Raw genomic sequence first — 16,385 nt, 5'->3', positions numbered from 1 at the left:
GGTAGGGCTCTCCACGATAGTAGCGACACGTCTTTTAATCGATATATAAGTATACAATATAAGTCATGGATTTATCATCCCTAAAACCGGCTGCCGGAGCTACCAAGGCACGCAAGCGCGTAGGTCGCGGTACCGGATCCGGTCTTGGAAATAGCTCTACACGTGGTACCAAGGGTGCCAAGAGCCGCTCAGGCTACTCTAAGAAGTTTGGCTTCGAGGGTGGTCAGAATCCTCTGCAGCGCCGTCTGCCGAAGGTGGGCTTCAACTCTCCCAATCGCCGCGAGTACGATATTGTCAGCCTGAGTGACCTCTCTCTCCTGGCGGAGAAGAAGGGTCTCACAGAGATCACCCCGGAGGAGCTCGTAGCTGCCGGACTGGTCAAGAAGTCTTCCACCGCCCCCGTTAAGATCCTTGCCAATGGCGAGCTGAGTCAGAAGCTTACCGTCCGCGCACATGCATTCTCAGCATCCGCCAAGGAGGCCATCGAGAAGGCCGGCGGTGTCGCTGAGGTGCTGTCCTGATCTGTTGCTCCTCACATTTCACCCTAAGACACTTATCCCATGAAGTTTGTAGAGACGATAAGAAACATCTGGAAGATTGATGACCTGCGTCAGCGTATCCTGACGACCCTGTGGCTCATCGTCCTCTATCGTCTTGGCACCACCATCGTCCTCCCGGGTATTGATCCGTCGACGCTTACAGCGCTGCACGATCAGACACGCGGTGGACTGATGGCGCTGTTGGACATGTTCTCAGGTGGTGCGTTTAGCAATGCATCTGTCTTCGGACTTGGCATCATGCCGTACATCTCTGCCTCTATCGTTGTCCAGCTGATGGCGATGGTCGTGCCCAGCATCCAGAAGATGCAGCGCGAGGGTGAGAGTGGTCGGCGTAAGCTGGGCCAGTGGACGAGATACCTTACCATTATCATCCTGCTGATCCAGGGTCCGGTCTATCTGATCAACCTTCGTAATCAGCTGGCTGCTGTCGGCGTTGCCATGCCCTCGACCTTCTGGTTTTACTTCAGGAGTACGATCTATATGGCTGCCGGCTCTATGATGACCCTCTGGCTGGGTGAGCGTATCACCGAGCGAGGTGTCGGCAATGGCGTCTCCTTCATCATCCTCGTGGGTATCCTGGCACGCTTCCCCTCCGCAGTGGTGAGCGAGTTTGTACTTCGCTTCAATGTCTCCGGAGGACTCTTTGTCTTTATCCTTGAGATCCTGCTCCTCCTCATCGTGATCGTAGGAGCGATCCTGCTCGTACAGGGGACACGTCGTATCCCGGTACAGTATGCCAAGAGGACCGTCGGCAACCGCATGTATGGTGGTGCTCGTCAGTATATCCCGCTGAAGATCAATGCTGCCAACGTGATGCCGATCATCTTCGCTCAGGCGATCATGTTTATCCCGCTGACCTTTATCGGTTACGGGAATAATGTGTCCCACTTCTGGCAGCAGTTCCTGCAGGGACAAGGCTTCTGGTACAACTTCATCTTTGCCCTCCTGATCATCCTCTTTACCTACTTCTACACCGCTGTGACGATCAATCCCGGTCAGATCGCTGACGACCTGAAGAGGTCCAATGGATTTATCCCCGGCATCAAGCCCGGTAAGGCGACCAAGGAGTACATCGATGACGTGATGAGTAAGATCACCCTCCCGGGTGCCATCTTCCTCGCCATCGTGGCCATCCTCCCCGCCTTTGCTCGTCTCGCAGGTATCGACGCACAGTTCTCGCAGTTCTTCGGTGGCACCTCTCTGATCATTATGGTCGGCGTGGTCCTCGACACACTGCAGCAGATCGAGGGTATGCTCCTCCAGCACCACTATGACGGACTGCTCGAGGGAACCCACATCAAGGGTCGCAACGGTAATATGTACCACTGATCTCAAGAGATAGAAACACCTTACACAGATGATCCGTCGCAATCATATTATCCTCAAGACGCGAGAGGAGATCGATAAGCTCTATCTCGCCAATCAGCTCAATAGCCGCACCCTCGCCGAGGTGGCTAAGCACATCCGACCCGGGGTCAGTACGGCAGAGCTGGATAAGGTGGCGCACGACTTCATCATCAGCCATGGAGGCTACCCCGCCTGTCTCGGATATGAGGGCTTCCCGGGGAGCATCTGTGCCTCGGTCAATGAGATCGTCGTCCATGGTATCCCCAGCCCTGACATTATCCTCAGGGAGGGAGACATCATCACGGTAGATCTCTGTACGGAGCTGGACGGCTTCATCGGCGATAGCGCCTTTACCTTCCCGGTAGGGGAGATAGATCCTAAGGTGGCTGATCTGCTCAATACGACCAAGGAGGCGCTCTACCTTGGTATTGACCAGGTAGAGGTGGGCAAGCACATCGGAGACATCGGCGAGGCGGTGCAGAAGCACTGCGAGGCGAAGTTCTACGGTGTCGTCCGCGAGTTTGTCGGTCACGGCATCGGACGCGGCATGCATGAGGATCCCAATGTCCCCAATTATGGTCACCGCGGGACCGGTCCCATGATCGAGGAGGGACTCTGCATCTGCATCGAGCCGATGATCACCCTCGGTAGTAAGAACGTCTTCATCAGCAACGACGGCTGGACAGTCCGCACCAAGGACCGCAAGCCGGCCGCTCACTTCGAGCACTGCATGGCTGTGGTCGACGGACGAGCCAAGCTGATGAGCACCTTCGACTACATCTACGAGGTGATCGGCAGGGATACCTTCTGAGTGAGGGACTTGCAAGAGTCATAAGGATTTCTTATCATTGAGAGATACATTTCATAACACAACAAGGAGAAAGCATAATGGCAAAAGAACCAGCAATAGAGCAAGATGGTGTAATCATGGAGGCTCTGTCCAACGCTATGTTTAAGGTAGAGCTGGACAACGGACACGAGCTCACCGCACACATATCCGGTAAGATGCGACTGCACTACATCCGCATCCTCCCGGGCGATCGTGTGAAGGTGGAGATGTCCCCCTATGATCTCACTAAGGGGCGCATCGTCTACCGGTACAAGTGATCCGGCAGCACGACCTCGGATAAGTCGCTCTCATTGTGCATAGGTGATTTTTGACCTACATGTAGCTCCGGAGGTCCGGACGCGTATCCCCGGGGATCACGCCGAGCATCCATCCATTCCATACCACTAATTATTGGCGGCGACGTCGCTCACCGCCTGAGACTATAGCAAAAAGAGATGAAAGTCAAAGTTTCCATCAAGAAGCGTGACGACGACTGCAAGTTTGTACGTCGTAAGGGACGCCTCTACGTCATCAACAAGAAGAATCCTAAGTTCAAGATGCGTCAGAAGTAATCCGATGGCGACGCACTCGCGAGAGTGTGATCCCATGGATTATGAGGACGACAATCTTGGGCAGATGGTATCTTAGTCTACTAAGACACATCCACTCATTTACGTTTTTATAATATATGGCTATAAGAATAGTAGGTGTAGACTTACCGCAAGACAAGCAGGGACAGATCGCACTGACCTACATCTATGGCATTGGCCGCAGCGCAGCTCGCACCATCCTCGACAAGACGGAGGTGCCTCGCGAGACCAAGGTCCAGGACTGGACAGACGATCAGGCTGCCGCTATCCGTGAGTACATCACTGCCAATTACAAGGTCGAGGGAGACCTCCGCAGTACGCAGCAGATGGACATCAAGCGCCTCATGGATATCGGTTCTTACCGCGGTATCAGACACCGTAACGGTCTTCCCGTACGTGGACAGAAGACCAAGAACAACGCTCGTACCCGCAAGGGACGTAGAAAGACGGTCGCTAATAAGAAGAAGGCGACCAAGTAACACGGTCATCTATAGTTTATGGCAAAGAATCAAACAGCCAAGAAGAGGAAGGTCCAGGTCGATGCCATCGGTCAGGCTCATATCCACTCTTCTTTCAACAACATCATTATCACCCTCACCAACAACCAGGGTCAGGCTATCAGCCAGTCCTCTGCCGGTAAGATGGGCTTCCGCAGCTCTAAGAAGAACACCCCCTACGCCGCTCAGATGGCTGCCGAGGATGCTTCCAAGAAGGCTCACGACGCCGGTCTCCGCAAGGTGACGGTCTATGTACAGGGTCCCGGCAACGGTCGCGAGAGTGCCATCCGCACGATCAATAACGCCGGCATCGAGGTGATGGAGATCATCGACGTGACGCCCATGCCCCACAACGGCTGCCGTCCTCCCAAGCGTCGCAAACCCTGATGATGAGATCTGAGAGCGATCGATGACCTCGTGTCATCGTCACAGGTGTCCCTCATAGATAAGTGATAGCATAGTGTAGATAAGAGAAATGTCCCTGTAGGAGTCGCGCACCTTACCCTCCGGTAAGCCGGTGCCTCTGCCGCTCTGGCGGAGTGATAGATACAGGGACGACGCGCAGCACTGTGCCGGTCCCTTGGAGGATCCCACCGATCGATCTCATATAATCCACACATAATAGTAATAGATAAGTCATGGCAAGATATACAGGTCCTAAAGCTAAGGTCAATCGCAAGTTTGGCGAGCCTGTCTTTGGCAATGTCAAGAGCAAGAAGACAACACCTCCCGGAGAGCACGGAAACTCCCGTCGCCGTAGGGCATCCGAGTATGGTAATCAGCTGCGCGAGAAACAGAAGGCAAAGTACACCTATGGAGTCCTGGAGCGTCAGTTCCGCAACTACTACAAGAAGGCCTCCAGTATGCCCGGTGTACGTGGCGAGGTCCTCCTCCAGTTGCTGGAGCAGCGTCTCGACAATGTAGTATTCCGTCTTGGTCTCGCTAAGTCACGTGCTGCAGCTCGTCAGCTCGTCAATCACCGCCACATCATCGTCGACGGCAAGGTGGTAGACATCCCCTCCTACTCCGTACAGCCCGGTCAGGTCGTCGGCGTACGTGAGAGAGATAAGAATCTTGAGATCATCCGCGAGGCTGTACAGAGTCTGGGACACAACCAGTACTCCTGGCTCGCCTGGGATGGTGCGGCACAGGCAGGTACATTCCTCCACGTGCCCGAGCGCGCTGATATTCCTGAGAATATCGTAGAGCAGTCTATCATCGAGCTGTACTCTAAGTAATAATTGATCCTTTCCGACTTTCGAGTCATTTAATAGCAGTGATATGGCTTTACTAGTATTCCAAAAACCAGACAAGCTGGTCTTCACGGAGTCGACACCCACACATGGGAGAGCAGACTTCAAGCCTTTGGAGCCCGGATACGGTCTTACCTTAGGTAATGCTCTGCGTCGTATTCTCCTCTCCTCGCCCGTGGGCTTTGCCATCAATTCCATCAAGATCTCCGGCGTGGCTCATGAGTTTGCCACCATACCCGGAGTTGTTGAGGATGTGACAAATATCATTCTTAATCTCAAGAAGGTCCGCTTCAAGCAGATCATCCAGGGTGAGGACGATGAGCAGGTGACGATCAAGGTCAGTGGAAAGGACAAGAAGCAATTGACAGCCGGCGACATCGCCCCGCTCACCAATTTTGAGGTGCTCAATAAGTCGCAGATCATCTGCCACCTCGATAAGTCAGCCTCCTTTGATCTCACGCTCTTCATCGACAAGGGTCGTGGCTGGGTCTCCTCTGACGATATTGCCGAGTCCTTCGACGACCCGGAGCGTATCGCCATAGATGCGATCTATACCCCGATCCTCAATGTCAAGATGACTGTCGAGAATACCCGCGTGGGTCAGAAGACCGACTACGACCGCCTACTCCTCGACATCGATACCGACGGTTCGGTGTCGCCCAAGCAGGCGCTCGTGGACGCTGCAGACGTCCTGATCTCTCACCTGAGACTCTTCCACGATGAGACGATCGAGTACGATCTGGAGACTGAGGAGGGTAATGACACCTTCGACGAGGAGACGATGCGTCTCCGTCAGCTCCTGAAGACTAAGCTCTCCGAGGACATGCTGTCCGTCAGAGCGCTCAATTGCCTTCGTGCTGCCGGCATCGACACCCTCGGTGACCTCGTGTCCTTCTCGGAGAGTGAGTTGCTCAAGATCCGTAACTTCGGTAAGAAGTCTCTCAACGAGGTCTACGCACTCCTTGACGATCTCAAGCTCACCTTCGACATGGATGTCGCCAAATACAAACTAGATAGAGACTAAGTAGCATAATGAGACATAATAAGAAATTCAATCATCTCTCCCGCACCAGCAGTCATCGCCAGGCTTTGCTCGCCAATATGTCTGCCTCGCTGATCATGGAGAAGAGGATTGTCACCACTCTCGCTAAGGCCAAGGCCCTCCGCATGCACATCGAGCCGATGATTACCCGCAGCAAGGAGGACAACCTCAATAACCGCCGTATGGTCTTCCGTGACCTCCAGAATAAGGAGGCCGTCACAGAGCTCTTCACGGTGATCGCGCCCAAGGTGGCTGACCGTCCCGGTGGCTACACCCGCATCATCAAGCTTGGTCGTCGTCGTGGTGATGACACCATGACCTGCTTCATCGAGCTGGTGGACTTCAATGAGGTCTACTCTCAGGAGGGCAAGACCAAGGCTACGGAGGAGAAGGCAGCTAAGAAGAAGACCCGCCGCTCTCGCCGCAAGAAGAGCGAGGATACCACCGAGGCTGCTCCCGTCGAGGAGACCAAGGCTGAGACCCCCGCTGAGGAGGAGACCAAGTAAGGATCACTCCCCTATATTTACACAAAGGAGACGTACCCCACTGAGGAGTGCGCCTCCTTTTTTTGTACCCCATTTCGAGGAAAATGGGTAACTTGCCGACGCATGTAATGATAAGACCATATCCAACTATTTCTATAAAATACCATGACCTACGATATCGCAGTCATCGGCGGTGGTCCCGCCGGATACAATGCAGCTGAGTATGCTGCCGGGAAGGGGAAGAAGGTGGTCCTCTTTGAGAAGGGCAACCACCTCGGTGGCGTCTGCCTTAATGAGGGCTGTATCCCCACCAAGGCGATGCTTCACTCCGCTCACCTCCTCGAGAAGATCAACTCCGCCGACAAGTACGGCATCACCGTCGACGGCAGCGTCAGCGCCGACTATGGCAAGATCATGACCCGCAAGAAGAAGATCGTCCGCAAGCTGGTCGCCGGCGTCAAGCAGAAGCTCCTCAAGTCCGGCGTTGAGATCGTCGACGGTCTCGCCGCCCTCGACGGAGAGACTGAGGAGGGTAAGATCCGCATCCGCTGCAACGACGCCGAGTACGCCGCCACTGACGTTCTCCTCGCCACCGGTAGCGAGCCCAGTATCCCGCCCATCGAGGGCATCGGAGAGACCGAGTACTGGACCTCCACCGAGGCCCTAAGCGCCCCTGAGCTCCCCAAGTCCATCCTCATCATCGGCGGAGGAGTCATCGGGATGGAGTTTGCCGGCTTCTACTCCGCCATGGGCGTCGATGTGACGGTCGTGGAGATGATCCCCAAGATCCTCGGCCCGATGGACTCCGAGGTCTCCTCGCTCCTCCAGCAGGAGTGCGAGAAGGCCGGAGTCAAGTTCTTCCTCCAGGCCAAGGTGGTCTCCCTCCATACCGGAGCCGTTACCATAGAGACCTACGAGGGTCAGCGAGAGGTCCTCGAGGCAGAGCGTATCCTCCTCTCCACCGGTCGCCGACCCATCACCGAGGGGCTGGGGCTGGAGACGCTTGACATCGAGATGAATCGTCGTGCCATCAAGGTCGACAGCCACATGCGCACCTCCCACAAGCACGTCTACGCTGCAGGTGACTGCGTCGGAGGGATCATGCTTGCCCATGTAGGCTACTACGAGGGCGAGGTAGCTATCCGCAATATCGTCGATGGCGCCGATGAGGAGGCACGCTACGACTCCATCCCCTCAGTCATCTACACCAGCCCTGAGTTTGCCAGCGTCGGGGCGAGTGAGGACGAGCTGGAGAAGGCCGGCACTGACTACAAGGCGCTCAAGATCCCGATGACCTTCGCCGGGCGATTTATTGTCGAGAATGAGCGCGCCACCGGGCTCTTCAAGATCCTCTACCACGCCGAGACGAAGAAGGTCCTCGGGGTGCAGATCTACGGAGATCCCGCCTCTGAGATCATCGCTATTGGCGGCCTGGCGATCACCGAGGGTATGACGCTCGATGAGCTCCGTCACCAGATCTTCCCCCACCCGACGGTTGCCGAGATCTTCCACGAGGCTGCCTATATGGCTGAGGACTGATCCGGATCCCCCTATATATGTGCAAAGGTCGTGATGCCCGTGTGGCACCACGACCTTTGTCTTGTATGACGGGCATGCCATACATCTGCGCACTATGTTACGCAAGGTGATATGGAAGCAATGGAAACAGAGCGATATCAAAAGATGTGCTTGCCCTACGAGGACTTGTAAGTTGTTTGGGCTACTACACTATTAGACACTCTTTGAAAACGAATTAAACCGCCGTATGCCGAACGGTACGTACGGAGGTGTGAGAGGGAAGAAAACGAAGTAGGTCAGAAAACTTCCGTTTCCCCGACCTATTCGATTTGTTTGTGGGTCAAAGGGTAGTCGGACTTACGTCCCTCGAGCATGCTTTTCGGGTAGAGGCGCAGGGGGCTGACTGTCAGTAGTATGAGATCCGTTGTTTCTAATACCGATAAGAGTCGAAACTATTAGCGGTATTAGTGAGCACTATTACCGCTAATAGTTTCGACTAATACCAGTATTAGTTTTGACCCAATTTCTGACGGGGTTAGTAGACAAAGGTGGAGAGGAGCAGGTCACCGATGGCACGGCGGATCTCTCCGTGGCGCTTAGTGTGGTTGGTGACCATCACTGAGACGGCGTAGGTCCTGCCTCCGTGGGTGATGTAGCCGGCGTAGCAGGTGACGCCGTGGATGCTGCCGCTCTTCATCCGCCCCGCGCCCTCGAGCCGGGTGCCGCCGAGGAGCAGCCGAAGGGTCCCCTCCTGACCGATGGTGGGGAGGAGTAGGGGGAAGCCATCGTCGTCCGACTCGCACCAGACCCTCGTGAGTAGCTCGGTCATGTAGGCGGGTGCCACCTTATTGGCTCTCGAGAGACCGCTCCCATCGTACATCTCTATGAGGGAGACGGGGAGCCCCTGCGAAGCCCAGTGGTCCCGGACCGCCCGTATGGCTGTCTCCGTCACGGTCTCGCCGGGGAGGGCAGGGATCCTGTCTGCGATCAGGCGGAGACACCCCTCCGCATACATATTTATGGAGAAGTGGTTGGTCAGTCGGATCACCTCGCTCAGCCGGGGCGAGTAGTGTGTGATCAGCTGGACACTCCCCCGGGGAAGCTGTGCCACGGTGCGGAAGTCGCCCTCCACGGTGATGCCGTCACGCCGCAGCCGGTCACGGACGCGCTTGGCAAGGAGGAGGGGCGGGTCGGGCACTGCTCCACGGAGACCGAGGCTCTTCGCCCGAGAGGGGTATGCACCGGTGATGGCAAGGGAGCCGTCGGAGAGGGGGAATGAAGAGATGTAGAGCGAGTCCGACGTGACGCGTGAGGTGCGGGCATAGAGTCCCACGAGCCGCAGCCCCGGCACCTCGGGCGTGACGCTGAAGTCTCGTCCATAGTTTCGGAAGCTCAGATGGTAGGTATTGTCTAGGACGTTGAGCATAAAGTGACCCGCCCCGTAGTAATTTCCCATATCGACGGCGGACCAGTAGGGATTCACTGCCTGGAAGTCCCGCCGGTCCGAGAGCGCCAGCACCGAGCCGGTGATCCGTGTGATGCCGCGCTCGCTGAGAGCTGCGGAGATCTCGTCATAGAGAGCCCAGCGCTCCTCCCGAGAGAGATACTGGGACTCGATCGTCGGGTCGCCGTGACCGACGAGGCAGAGGTCGCCCTCCAGCACGCCATCCCGCACCGGTCCGGTCATCATCACCTCCGTCGGGATCCGATAGTCGGGTCCGAGGATCCGGTAGGCAGCGGCGGTGGAGACGATCTTCATCGTGCTGGCGGGAGTGAGAAGATGACTCGCCTGCAGGTCCACCACCTGGAGCCCGGTGGAGACATCGCGGACGCTGAGCCCCCAGGCTGTGTCGTCGAGCAGCTCAGGGATGGCGGTGGGGACCCGGACGGACTGTGCCGCTAGGGTGGATAGTAGGGTGAGGGAGAGGAAATATAGAGAAAGGCGTCTCATGGAAAGTTGTATCTTTGTGGCGTGAGTGCCACTTGGACACCCGCTCAGTATAGGTATAAAGATAGACAAATATTCCCTTCCTCCGGTAGAGGAGGCTTCCTGACTCTTATATGCTGACGAACTTTTTTAGAAAAGAATTCACCCTGGACCGGACCGTCAGGTGTGTTTTTGCGATCGCAATGATGGCATTGGCGATGTATGTCGTCGGTTCGCTCAAGGTGATCCTCTGGCCCTTTATCCTTGCCTGGATTACCGCTGCGGTGCTGATGCCGCTGGTACACTACTTCGAGCGGAAGTGGCACATACGGCAGCGCGGCTGGTCGGTGACGCTTGTGGTGCTACTCTTCCTGATCATCGTCGGGGGCTTCCTCGCCTTTGTCATCCCCTCGGTGATCAACGAGGTAAGCAAGGGGTGGAGCCTGATCTCGCGCTACACCGATGCGGAGGTGCTGCTGGCGATGGTGCCGGAGCAGTATCGTGCCGACGTCGCTAATACCCTCAATCTCGACATGTGGCTCCAGCACTTCGAGATCAAGGAGATCCTCGACTACCTGATGCAGGCGGCCTCGGCGGGCTGGGATATGCTCTCGAGCGCCATGGGGATAGTGAGCGGCTTTACCGTGGTCTTCCTTTTCGTCATGTACCTCTTCTTCATCCTCCTCGACTATGAGGTGCTGATCCACGGGCTCTATCACCTCTTCCCCCACAAGATCCGCCGCTATGCCATGGAGGCAGGGGAGGTGATCAATGTCTATGTCAATAGCTACATACGTGGTCAGGGACTGATCGCACTGATCATTGCGGTCTACCTTGCGATCGGATTTGGACTCATGGGGATGCCTATGGGTATCACCCTCGGACTGCTGATCGGGGTCCTCAACTTCGTCCCCTATCTCCAGATCGTCGGCTATCCGCCGCTGGTGCTCTGCTGTGCGCTGCAGTCGGTGGCTACGGGGCAAAACTTCTGGGTCGTGCTCCTGATTGCGGTCATCATCATGATGATCTCGGAGGTGCTTCAGGACTTTGTCCTCCGACCTCTGATCATGCAGAAGAGCCTCGGTATGCGTGCCTCGATCATCATCCTCTCGCTCGCCGTCTGGGGCTATCTCCTCGGGGCGATCGGTATCTTCTTCGCTCTCCCCTTCACGATGGTGATCTACTACTTCTATATGAAGTATGCGGTGGGCGAGCCGATACCGCTCTATGCCCTCAACGAGGAGAAGCTGACGAAGAAGGAGGAAAAGGCGCAGAAAAAGGCGCAAGAGCAGTACGAGAGGGAGCGGTCAGACAGGCTTCTCAGGATGAATAAGGAAGGACGTAATCCCACCGTCGTCACGACGCAGGAGGACCTCGACGAGAGCCGTCTATGAGCTGCTACATCTACAATATCACGCTCACCTGTGAGCCGGAGCTGCTGGACGATGTCCTCTTTTACCTCCGGGAGCGGCTCCTGCCGACCTGGCGGGACTATGAGGGCGTGACGGCGGTTCGGCTCCTTCGTCTGCCCGATGACGGCGGCTATGCGCTTCAGGTAGAGGGAGATAAGAGAGAACAGCTGGAGGAGCTCAGGATCACGGAGGATCACGAACTGCACCGACTGATGCAGACCTATCCGCAGAGGGTGCTCCCCTTTATGACCAAGCTGGAGGTGCTGGAGTAGTCTATGGGTGAGGAGAGGAATAGTAGCCCTACGACAGCGGGGGTCTACCATGTGCCGGCACTGCTGCGGGAGACCGTCGATAGTCTCGTTACCGATCCCAATGGGATCTACGTCGATGCGACCTTTGGCGGTGGCGGGCACTCGCGGGAGATCTTGAGCCGGCTGGGACCCGAGGGGCACCTCTTCGGTCTCGATCGCGACCTCGATGCGCGCGACCGATGTGACATCAGCGACGAGCGCTTCACCTTTGTCCGGACCGACTTCCGCTACCTTCCCCGCTTCCTCACCTACTTCGGCGTGACCCACATCAATGGTCTGCTCGCCGACCTGGGAGTCTCATCGCACGACTTCGACGAGGAGGGGCGAGGCTTCTCCTTCCGCTACGACGACGCCCCGATAGATATGCGGATGAATCAGTCCGCCGGCGAGACCGCCCGCCAGCTGATCGACCGGCTGGAGTGGAGCGAGCTCGCCACGCTGCTGCACACCTACGGCGAGGTGCAGCAGTCGCGTCGCGCCGCCACGCTGATCAAGCAGGCTGCCGATCGGGGCGAACTGGAGACGATGAAGGGGCTGATCGACGCACTGAGCCCGATCGCACCTGAGCGCAATAAGAAGCTCCGGAATAAGGTGCTCTCGCAGGTCTTCCAGGCACTGCGCATTGCCGTGAATGACGAGATGGGCGCCCTCTATGCGCTCTTAGAGTCGCTCCCGACCCTGCTTGCTCCCGGCGGGCGGGCGGTCTTCCTCACCTATCACTCGCTCGAGGATCGTCCGGTGAAGAATTTCTTCCGTTACGGCAACGTGGCAGGCGACCGAGAGACGGACCTCTACGGCAACCTCAGGGCGCCACTCCGACCGCTCTCAAGCAAGCCGGTCATCCCCTCAGCCGAGGAGATCGAGCGCAACCCCCGCGTCCGCTCCGCCAAGCTCCGTGCCGCCGAGCTGGTCTCAGAGTAAAGCTTACTCGTGAGCCTCGAGACGGCGCTCCGCCAGCTGCTCGTAGCGTGTGCCGGGACGACCGTAATTGGCGTAGGGGTAGATGCTGATCCCACCGCGCGGTGTGAAGAGCCCCGTCACCTCGATGTACTTCGGGTCCATCACGCGGATCAGATCCTTCATGATGATATTGACGCAGTCCTCGTGGAAGGCGCCGTGGTTGCGGAAGGAGAAGAGATAGATCTTCAGCGCCTTGCTCTCCACCATCCGCACGTCGGGGATGTAGCTGATCCGTATCTCGGCAAAGTCCGGCTGCCCCGTGATCGGGCAGAGGCTGGTGAACTCAGGGCAATTGAAGCGGACCCAGTAGTCGTTGTCCGGGTGCTTATTGATAAACGTCTCCAGTACCGACGGATCGTAGTCCTCCGGGTAGTGTGTATCGTGCGGGCGGAGCAGCTGCAGCCCTTCCTCTTCTCTCTCTTTGTCTGTATGTGCTGTCATATTGGGATGATCGTTATGGAGCAAAAGTAGCGATTTTATCTCCAAGTGTGGGTACCTTTGCGAAACAACACTTAGTCACCACTATTATGCTCAAGTACTTTGACGAGGCGGATATATCCGTCACCATTTGCGACAAGGAGGGGAAGATCATCGAGATGAATCAGCAGTCGCGCCAGGTCAATTGCCCTGACGGGCGCGACCTCATCGGCTTCAACGTCCTCGACTGCCACCCCGAGCCTGCCCGCTCACTCCTCCAGAAGATGATGACCGAGGAGCTCAAGCACGTCTACACCATCGATAAGAAGGGGAAGAAAAAGCTCATCTACCAGATCCCCTGGTACCAGGATGGCGAGTACGCCGGCTTCATCGAGCTGTCGATGATCCTCCCCGACGAGCCGATGCAGCACTACGTCCGCAAGTAGGATGTTTTTTCGTACCTTTGAGAGAATAAAAAAACCAAAACCCATATTCTATGTCTGAGGAAATCAAGAATCTGAAGCCCGAATTGGTCTGGAAGCACTTCCACGCCTTCACCCAGCATCCCCGTCCCACCCACCACTGCGAGGCGATCTCGAAGTACATCGCCGGCGTCGGTAAGGAGCTCGGTCTCGAGACCCGCCGCACCAAGGCGGGCAACGTATTTATCTACAAGCCCGCCTCCGAGGGCTACGAGGATCATCCGATGGTGACCCTGCAGTCCCATATGGATATGGTGCCGCAGAAGACTCCTGAGTCGGATCACGACTTCGAGAAGGACCCGATCGACGCCTACATCGACGGCGAGTGGGTCACCGCCCGTGACACCACCCTCGGTGCTGATGACGGTATCGGTGATGCGATCACTCTGGCAATCCTCGAGGATAATACGCTGAAGCACGGCCCCATCGAGGCGATCTTCACCGTCGACGAGGAGGAGGGTATGATCGGCGCACACGAGCTGGTCGCCGGAGACATCAAGGGCAAGTACCTCATCAATCTCGACTCCGAGATGATGGGTGAGATCTTCATCGGCTGCGCCGGTGGCGTGGACGTCACCGCAACCCTTGGCTACAAGGAGGAGAAGGCAAAGAAGAGTGCCGTCGCCTACGAGCTCTCCCTCTCCGGTCTCAAGGGTGGCCACTCCGGCGTGGACATCAATCTCGGTCGTGGTAATGCCGTGAAGATGCTCTTCCGCTTCCTCAAGCACGCCGTCCGGGAGACCAATCTCGACATCGCCTCCGTCGATGCCGGTACGCTCCGCAATGCCATCCCCCGCGAGGCTAAGGCGATCGTCTGCGTCAAGGAGGGCGAGAAGACTGATACCCTCGCCAATATGGTCGAGGAGTGGGAGAGTCTCTTCAATGCCGAGTACGGTCAGGTGGAGAATCACATCACCTTTACCGCCACACCGCTTGAGGAGGAGCCGAAGAAGGTCATGCCTCGCGAGGTACGCGATGCGGTGATCCTCGCCATCAGTGCTGTACACAATGGCGTCGCCTCCACCCTCGTAGACTTCCCCGGTACCACCGAGGCGTCATCCAATCTTGCGATCCTCAGTATCGAGGAGGGCGAGGTGCGTGCCAAGTTCCTCGTGCGTAGCTCCAGCGAGAGTCGCAAGCAGATGGTAGCCGATATGGTCTGCAGTGCCTTTGAGCTGATCGGTGCCGAGGTGGAACTCAGTGGCTCTTACACTGGTTGGCAGCCCAATGCTCAGTCTCACCTGCTGGATGTGACCAAGGAGTCTTATGAGGAGCTCTTCAAGTCGGAGCCTAAGCTTCAGATCATCCACGGAGGACTGGAGACCGGACTCTTCCAGGGCATCGCCCCCGAGACCGATATGGTCTCCGTCGGACCGACGATCCTCCATCCGCACAGCCCGGACGAGCGCGTCAAGATCGACACCGTCGGTCAGGCATACGACCTCGTCGTACGGATGCTGGAGAAGCTCTGATACCCCGATGCGGGGACCTTGTGTGAGGGTCTCATGACGACTGAGATCGAAGCAATCGTCCTCACAGCGGTACGCTTCTCCGACACCGCTTACATGATACATGTCTACAGTGACCTCTTCGGGTCGCTGTCCCTGAGAGCCTCTCGTCCCGCCGGCCGCAAGACAGCCGGAGGGGCGAGAGCCCTTTTTATTCCCCTCTCCGTCATCCGCACCACTATCGACTACCGCAGCACGAGAGAGGTCTTCATCCCCCGGGGTACCACGATCGTGCAGCTCCTCTCCGCTCCGAGCATCGACCCCTCCGCCAACGCCCTCGCCCTCTTTGCCACCGAGCTGCTCCACCGGCTCCTCCGCTCAGCCTCGCCGGACCGAGCGCTCTACGGCTACCTCCGGGAGAGCCTCGCCGACCTCGACCGGATCTCTGACACGGCGCGCGCCTCCTGGCACCTGAGGCTGATGACCGGTCTCTGCCACCACCTCGGGATCCTCCCGCGGTACGACGGCTATCGCCCAGGTGATGTCCTCGATCTGCAGGAGGGGCTCTTCCGTGCACCGAGGAGCCGAGGCGAAGGGGCAGAAGCGGGCAGGGCGGAGCTCCTCTACCGCTTCATCACCGAGCCCGACCCGCTCGCTATCCCGCTCTCCAGGGAGGAGCGAAATAGTCTGATGACGCTGCTCCTCGACTATATGACCTACCACTTCCCCGAGATGGGGACCCTCAAGTCCCCCGCCATCCTCCGCCGGCTCCTCTCCTGAGGTGACTGGAGCGCAGCGGGTGACGCATTTGAGTGGTGCGGAATATAAAGGAGAGAAGTCATTACCCCGTATTGAACGGCGACTGCGTAGCTTACCCGGAAGCTTTAGTGGTGCAAAAATACCACCTCCGCAGAGAGGGGTTGTCTCAAAGAGTCTCTCTGTGTCTCTTCCTGCCTCCTCTTGACTAAAAGTGCAGACTAAAGGACTGTCCTTCTGCCGAGCCTCGTTTTTTTCAAGAGAGACGGCCTATGAACTATTGTGGTGCTGCACTTGCCGCCTGCCACCGGCAGGTGTACGCCCCTTGACGTGGTTCAATAATATATATGGTGCTTTACGTCCCCGGGGTCTTCGGCACTACGTACCTCGACCGATGCCTATGGAACGGGCATCCTTGCGGATGCCGGAATGCTGTCAGAGCCTAGAATATTTGGGCAGAACGTCCGACTCGTCCTATAGCCCCCCTCAACGAACATACGGCAAACATACAGCTATGAAAAACGGACCCCTGCCGGGGTTTCCTACTGGTT

At 57.1% G+C, this 16,385-nt stretch carries 19 protein-coding genes; 17 read left to right on the top strand and 2 right to left on the bottom strand.

The window, feature by feature from the left end; genetic code table 11:
* Positions 1-65: 65 nt before the first annotated feature.
* The 11 genes from rplO (at position 66) to lpdA (ending at position 8,142) form a co-directional block, all read left to right on the top strand.
* Entirely contained in the window at positions 66-521 is a 456-nt protein-coding gene (rplO, locus tag B088_RS03070) for a 50S ribosomal protein L15 (RefSeq protein ID WP_018106941.1), read from the top strand.
* A gap of 39 nt (positions 522-560) precedes the next feature.
* Positions 561-1,889, top strand: coding sequence for a preprotein translocase subunit SecY (secY, locus tag B088_RS03065; RefSeq protein WP_018106940.1), 1,329 nt, complete (start codon positions 561-563; stop codon positions 1,887-1,889).
* Positions 1,890-1,917: 28 nt separating this feature from the next.
* Positions 1,918-2,718 carry a type I methionyl aminopeptidase gene (map, locus tag B088_RS03060; RefSeq protein WP_018106939.1) on the top strand — a complete coding sequence of 267 codons (801 nt, stop codon included), beginning with the start codon at positions 1,918-1,920 and terminating at the stop codon, positions 2,716-2,718.
* Between the two features lie 77 nt (positions 2,719-2,795).
* Positions 2,796-3,014, top strand: coding sequence for a translation initiation factor IF-1 (infA, locus tag B088_RS03055; RefSeq protein ID WP_025081668.1), 219 nt, complete (start codon positions 2,796-2,798; stop codon positions 3,012-3,014).
* Positions 3,015-3,191: 177 nt separating this feature from the next.
* On the top strand, positions 3,192-3,308 hold the full coding sequence (gene rpmJ / locus B088_RS03050; RefSeq protein WP_018106937.1) for a 50S ribosomal protein L36: 117 nt from the start codon (positions 3,192-3,194) through the stop codon (positions 3,306-3,308).
* A 116-nt stretch (positions 3,309-3,424) separates the two neighbouring features.
* A complete protein-coding gene (gene rpsM, locus B088_RS03045; protein ID WP_018106936.1) occupies positions 3,425-3,805 on the top strand; it encodes a 30S ribosomal protein S13 in 381 nt (126 codons plus the stop codon).
* Between the two features lie 18 nt (positions 3,806-3,823).
* Positions 3,824-4,210 carry a 30S ribosomal protein S11 gene (gene rpsK, locus B088_RS03040; protein WP_018106935.1) on the top strand — a complete coding sequence of 129 codons (387 nt, stop codon included), beginning with the start codon at positions 3,824-3,826 and terminating at the stop codon, positions 4,208-4,210.
* Positions 4,211-4,461: 251 nt separating this feature from the next.
* The gene (gene rpsD / locus B088_RS03035) at positions 4,462-5,061 is read left to right on the top strand and encodes a 30S ribosomal protein S4 (RefSeq protein ID WP_018106934.1); all 600 of its coding nucleotides are present in this window, start codon (positions 4,462-4,464) and stop codon (positions 5,059-5,061) included.
* Positions 5,062-5,104: 43 nt separating this feature from the next.
* The gene (locus B088_RS03030) at positions 5,105-6,100 is read left to right on the top strand and encodes a DNA-directed RNA polymerase subunit alpha (RefSeq protein ID WP_018106933.1); all 996 of its coding nucleotides are present in this window, start codon (positions 5,105-5,107) and stop codon (positions 6,098-6,100) included.
* Between the two features lie 8 nt (positions 6,101-6,108).
* Positions 6,109-6,624, top strand: coding sequence for a 50S ribosomal protein L17 (gene rplQ / locus B088_RS03025; protein ID WP_018106932.1), 516 nt, complete (start codon positions 6,109-6,111; stop codon positions 6,622-6,624).
* A 144-nt stretch (positions 6,625-6,768) separates the two neighbouring features.
* Positions 6,769-8,142 carry a dihydrolipoyl dehydrogenase gene (gene lpdA / locus B088_RS03020; RefSeq protein WP_018106931.1) on the top strand — a complete coding sequence of 458 codons (1,374 nt, stop codon included), beginning with the start codon at positions 6,769-6,771 and terminating at the stop codon, positions 8,140-8,142.
* A gap of 514 nt (positions 8,143-8,656) precedes the next feature.
* On the opposite strand, the gene dacB is transcribed toward lpdA, so the two are convergent.
* Complete coding sequence (dacB, locus tag B088_RS03015) at positions 8,657-10,072, bottom strand: D-alanyl-D-alanine carboxypeptidase/D-alanyl-D-alanine endopeptidase (protein ID WP_018106930.1); 1,416 nt, start codon at positions 10,070-10,072, stop codon at positions 8,657-8,659.
* Between the two features lie 110 nt (positions 10,073-10,182).
* Here dacB and B088_RS03010 point away from each other — a divergent pair, with 110 nt between their 5' ends.
* Genes B088_RS03010 through rsmH form a run of 3 tightly spaced genes read left to right on the top strand, consistent with a single transcriptional unit; the run spans position 10,183 to position 12,692 of the window.
* On the top strand, positions 10,183-11,442 hold the full coding sequence (locus tag B088_RS03010; RefSeq protein ID WP_081605453.1) for an AI-2E family transporter: 1,260 nt from the start codon (positions 10,183-10,185) through the stop codon (positions 11,440-11,442).
* Entirely contained in the window at positions 11,439-11,732 is a 294-nt protein-coding gene (locus B088_RS03005) for a DUF4286 family protein (RefSeq protein ID WP_018106928.1), read from the top strand. Before B088_RS03010 ends, B088_RS03005 begins: the two co-directional genes overlap by 4 nt.
* Before the next feature lie 3 nt (positions 11,733-11,735).
* A complete protein-coding gene (gene rsmH, locus B088_RS03000; RefSeq protein ID WP_018106927.1) occupies positions 11,736-12,692 on the top strand; it encodes a 16S rRNA (cytosine(1402)-N(4))-methyltransferase RsmH in 957 nt (318 codons plus the stop codon).
* 3 nt (positions 12,693-12,695) lie between these two features.
* Here the strand turns inward: rsmH and queF are convergent, their stop codons facing one another.
* Positions 12,696-13,172, bottom strand: coding sequence for a preQ(1) synthase (queF, locus tag B088_RS02995; protein WP_026170465.1), 477 nt, complete (start codon positions 13,170-13,172; stop codon positions 12,696-12,698).
* An 86-nt stretch (positions 13,173-13,258) separates the two neighbouring features.
* On the opposite strand from queF, the gene B088_RS02990 reads away from it, so the two are divergent.
* The 3 genes from B088_RS02990 to recO are packed head-to-tail and all read left to right on the top strand — an operon-like array spanning position 13,259 to position 15,858.
* Complete coding sequence (locus B088_RS02990; RefSeq protein ID WP_018106925.1) at positions 13,259-13,594, top strand: PAS domain-containing protein; 336 nt, start codon at positions 13,259-13,261, stop codon at positions 13,592-13,594.
* A 50-nt stretch (positions 13,595-13,644) separates the two neighbouring features.
* Positions 13,645-15,102 (top strand): aminoacyl-histidine dipeptidase, encoded by a 1,458-nt coding sequence (locus B088_RS02985; protein WP_018106924.1) that lies wholly within the window; start codon positions 13,645-13,647, stop codon positions 15,100-15,102.
* 33 nt (positions 15,103-15,135) lie between these two features.
* Positions 15,136-15,858, top strand: coding sequence for a DNA repair protein RecO (gene recO / locus B088_RS02980; protein ID WP_018106923.1), 723 nt, complete (start codon positions 15,136-15,138; stop codon positions 15,856-15,858).
* Positions 15,859-16,385 lie beyond the last annotated feature (527 nt).

Source organism: Porphyromonas bennonis DSM 23058 = JCM 16335 (assembly GCF_000375645.1).
Lineage (GTDB): Bacteria > Bacteroidota > Bacteroidia > Bacteroidales > Porphyromonadaceae > Porphyromonas_A > Porphyromonas_A bennonis.
This window is presented reverse-complemented; position numbering and strand designations above follow the sequence as displayed.

Bases quoted from the DNA above. Each gene is read 5' to 3' on its own strand.
- rpsD (WP_018106934.1), top strand. From the start codon at position 4,462: ATGGCAAGATATACAGGTCCTAAAGCTAAGGTCAATCGCAAGTTTGGC.
- B088_RS03010 (WP_081605453.1), top strand. From the start codon at position 10,183: ATGCTGACGAACTTTTTTAGAAAAGAATTCACCCTGGACCGGACCGTC.
- rpsK (WP_018106935.1), top strand. From the start codon at position 3,824: ATGGCAAAGAATCAAACAGCCAAGAAGAGGAAGGTCCAGGTCGATGCC.
- rsmH (WP_018106927.1), top strand. From the start codon at position 11,736: ATGGGTGAGGAGAGGAATAGTAGCCCTACGACAGCGGGGGTCTACCAT.
- B088_RS03030 (WP_018106933.1), top strand. From the start codon at position 5,105: ATGGCTTTACTAGTATTCCAAAAACCAGACAAGCTGGTCTTCACGGAG.
- B088_RS02985 (WP_018106924.1), top strand. From the start codon at position 13,645: ATGTCTGAGGAAATCAAGAATCTGAAGCCCGAATTGGTCTGGAAGCAC.
- map (WP_018106939.1), top strand. From the start codon at position 1,918: ATGATCCGTCGCAATCATATTATCCTCAAGACGCGAGAGGAGATCGAT.
- infA (WP_025081668.1), top strand. From the start codon at position 2,796: ATGGCAAAAGAACCAGCAATAGAGCAAGATGGTGTAATCATGGAGGCT.
- rpmJ (WP_018106937.1), top strand. From the start codon at position 3,192: ATGAAAGTCAAAGTTTCCATCAAGAAGCGTGACGACGACTGCAAGTTT.
- queF (WP_026170465.1), bottom strand. From the start codon at position 13,172: ATGACAGCACATACAGACAAAGAGAGAGAAGAGGAAGGGCTGCAGCTG.
- rplQ (WP_018106932.1), top strand. From the start codon at position 6,109: ATGAGACATAATAAGAAATTCAATCATCTCTCCCGCACCAGCAGTCAT.
- secY (WP_018106940.1), top strand. From the start codon at position 561: ATGAAGTTTGTAGAGACGATAAGAAACATCTGGAAGATTGATGACCTG.
- rplO (WP_018106941.1), top strand. From the start codon at position 66: ATGGATTTATCATCCCTAAAACCGGCTGCCGGAGCTACCAAGGCACGC.
- recO (WP_018106923.1), top strand. From the start codon at position 15,136: ATGACGACTGAGATCGAAGCAATCGTCCTCACAGCGGTACGCTTCTCC.
- dacB (WP_018106930.1), bottom strand. From the start codon at position 10,072: ATGAGACGCCTTTCTCTATATTTCCTCTCCCTCACCCTACTATCCACC.
- lpdA (WP_018106931.1), top strand. From the start codon at position 6,769: ATGACCTACGATATCGCAGTCATCGGCGGTGGTCCCGCCGGATACAAT.
- B088_RS02990 (WP_018106925.1), top strand. From the start codon at position 13,259: ATGCTCAAGTACTTTGACGAGGCGGATATATCCGTCACCATTTGCGAC.
- B088_RS03005 (WP_018106928.1), top strand. From the start codon at position 11,439: ATGAGCTGCTACATCTACAATATCACGCTCACCTGTGAGCCGGAGCTG.
- rpsM (WP_018106936.1), top strand. From the start codon at position 3,425: ATGGCTATAAGAATAGTAGGTGTAGACTTACCGCAAGACAAGCAGGGA.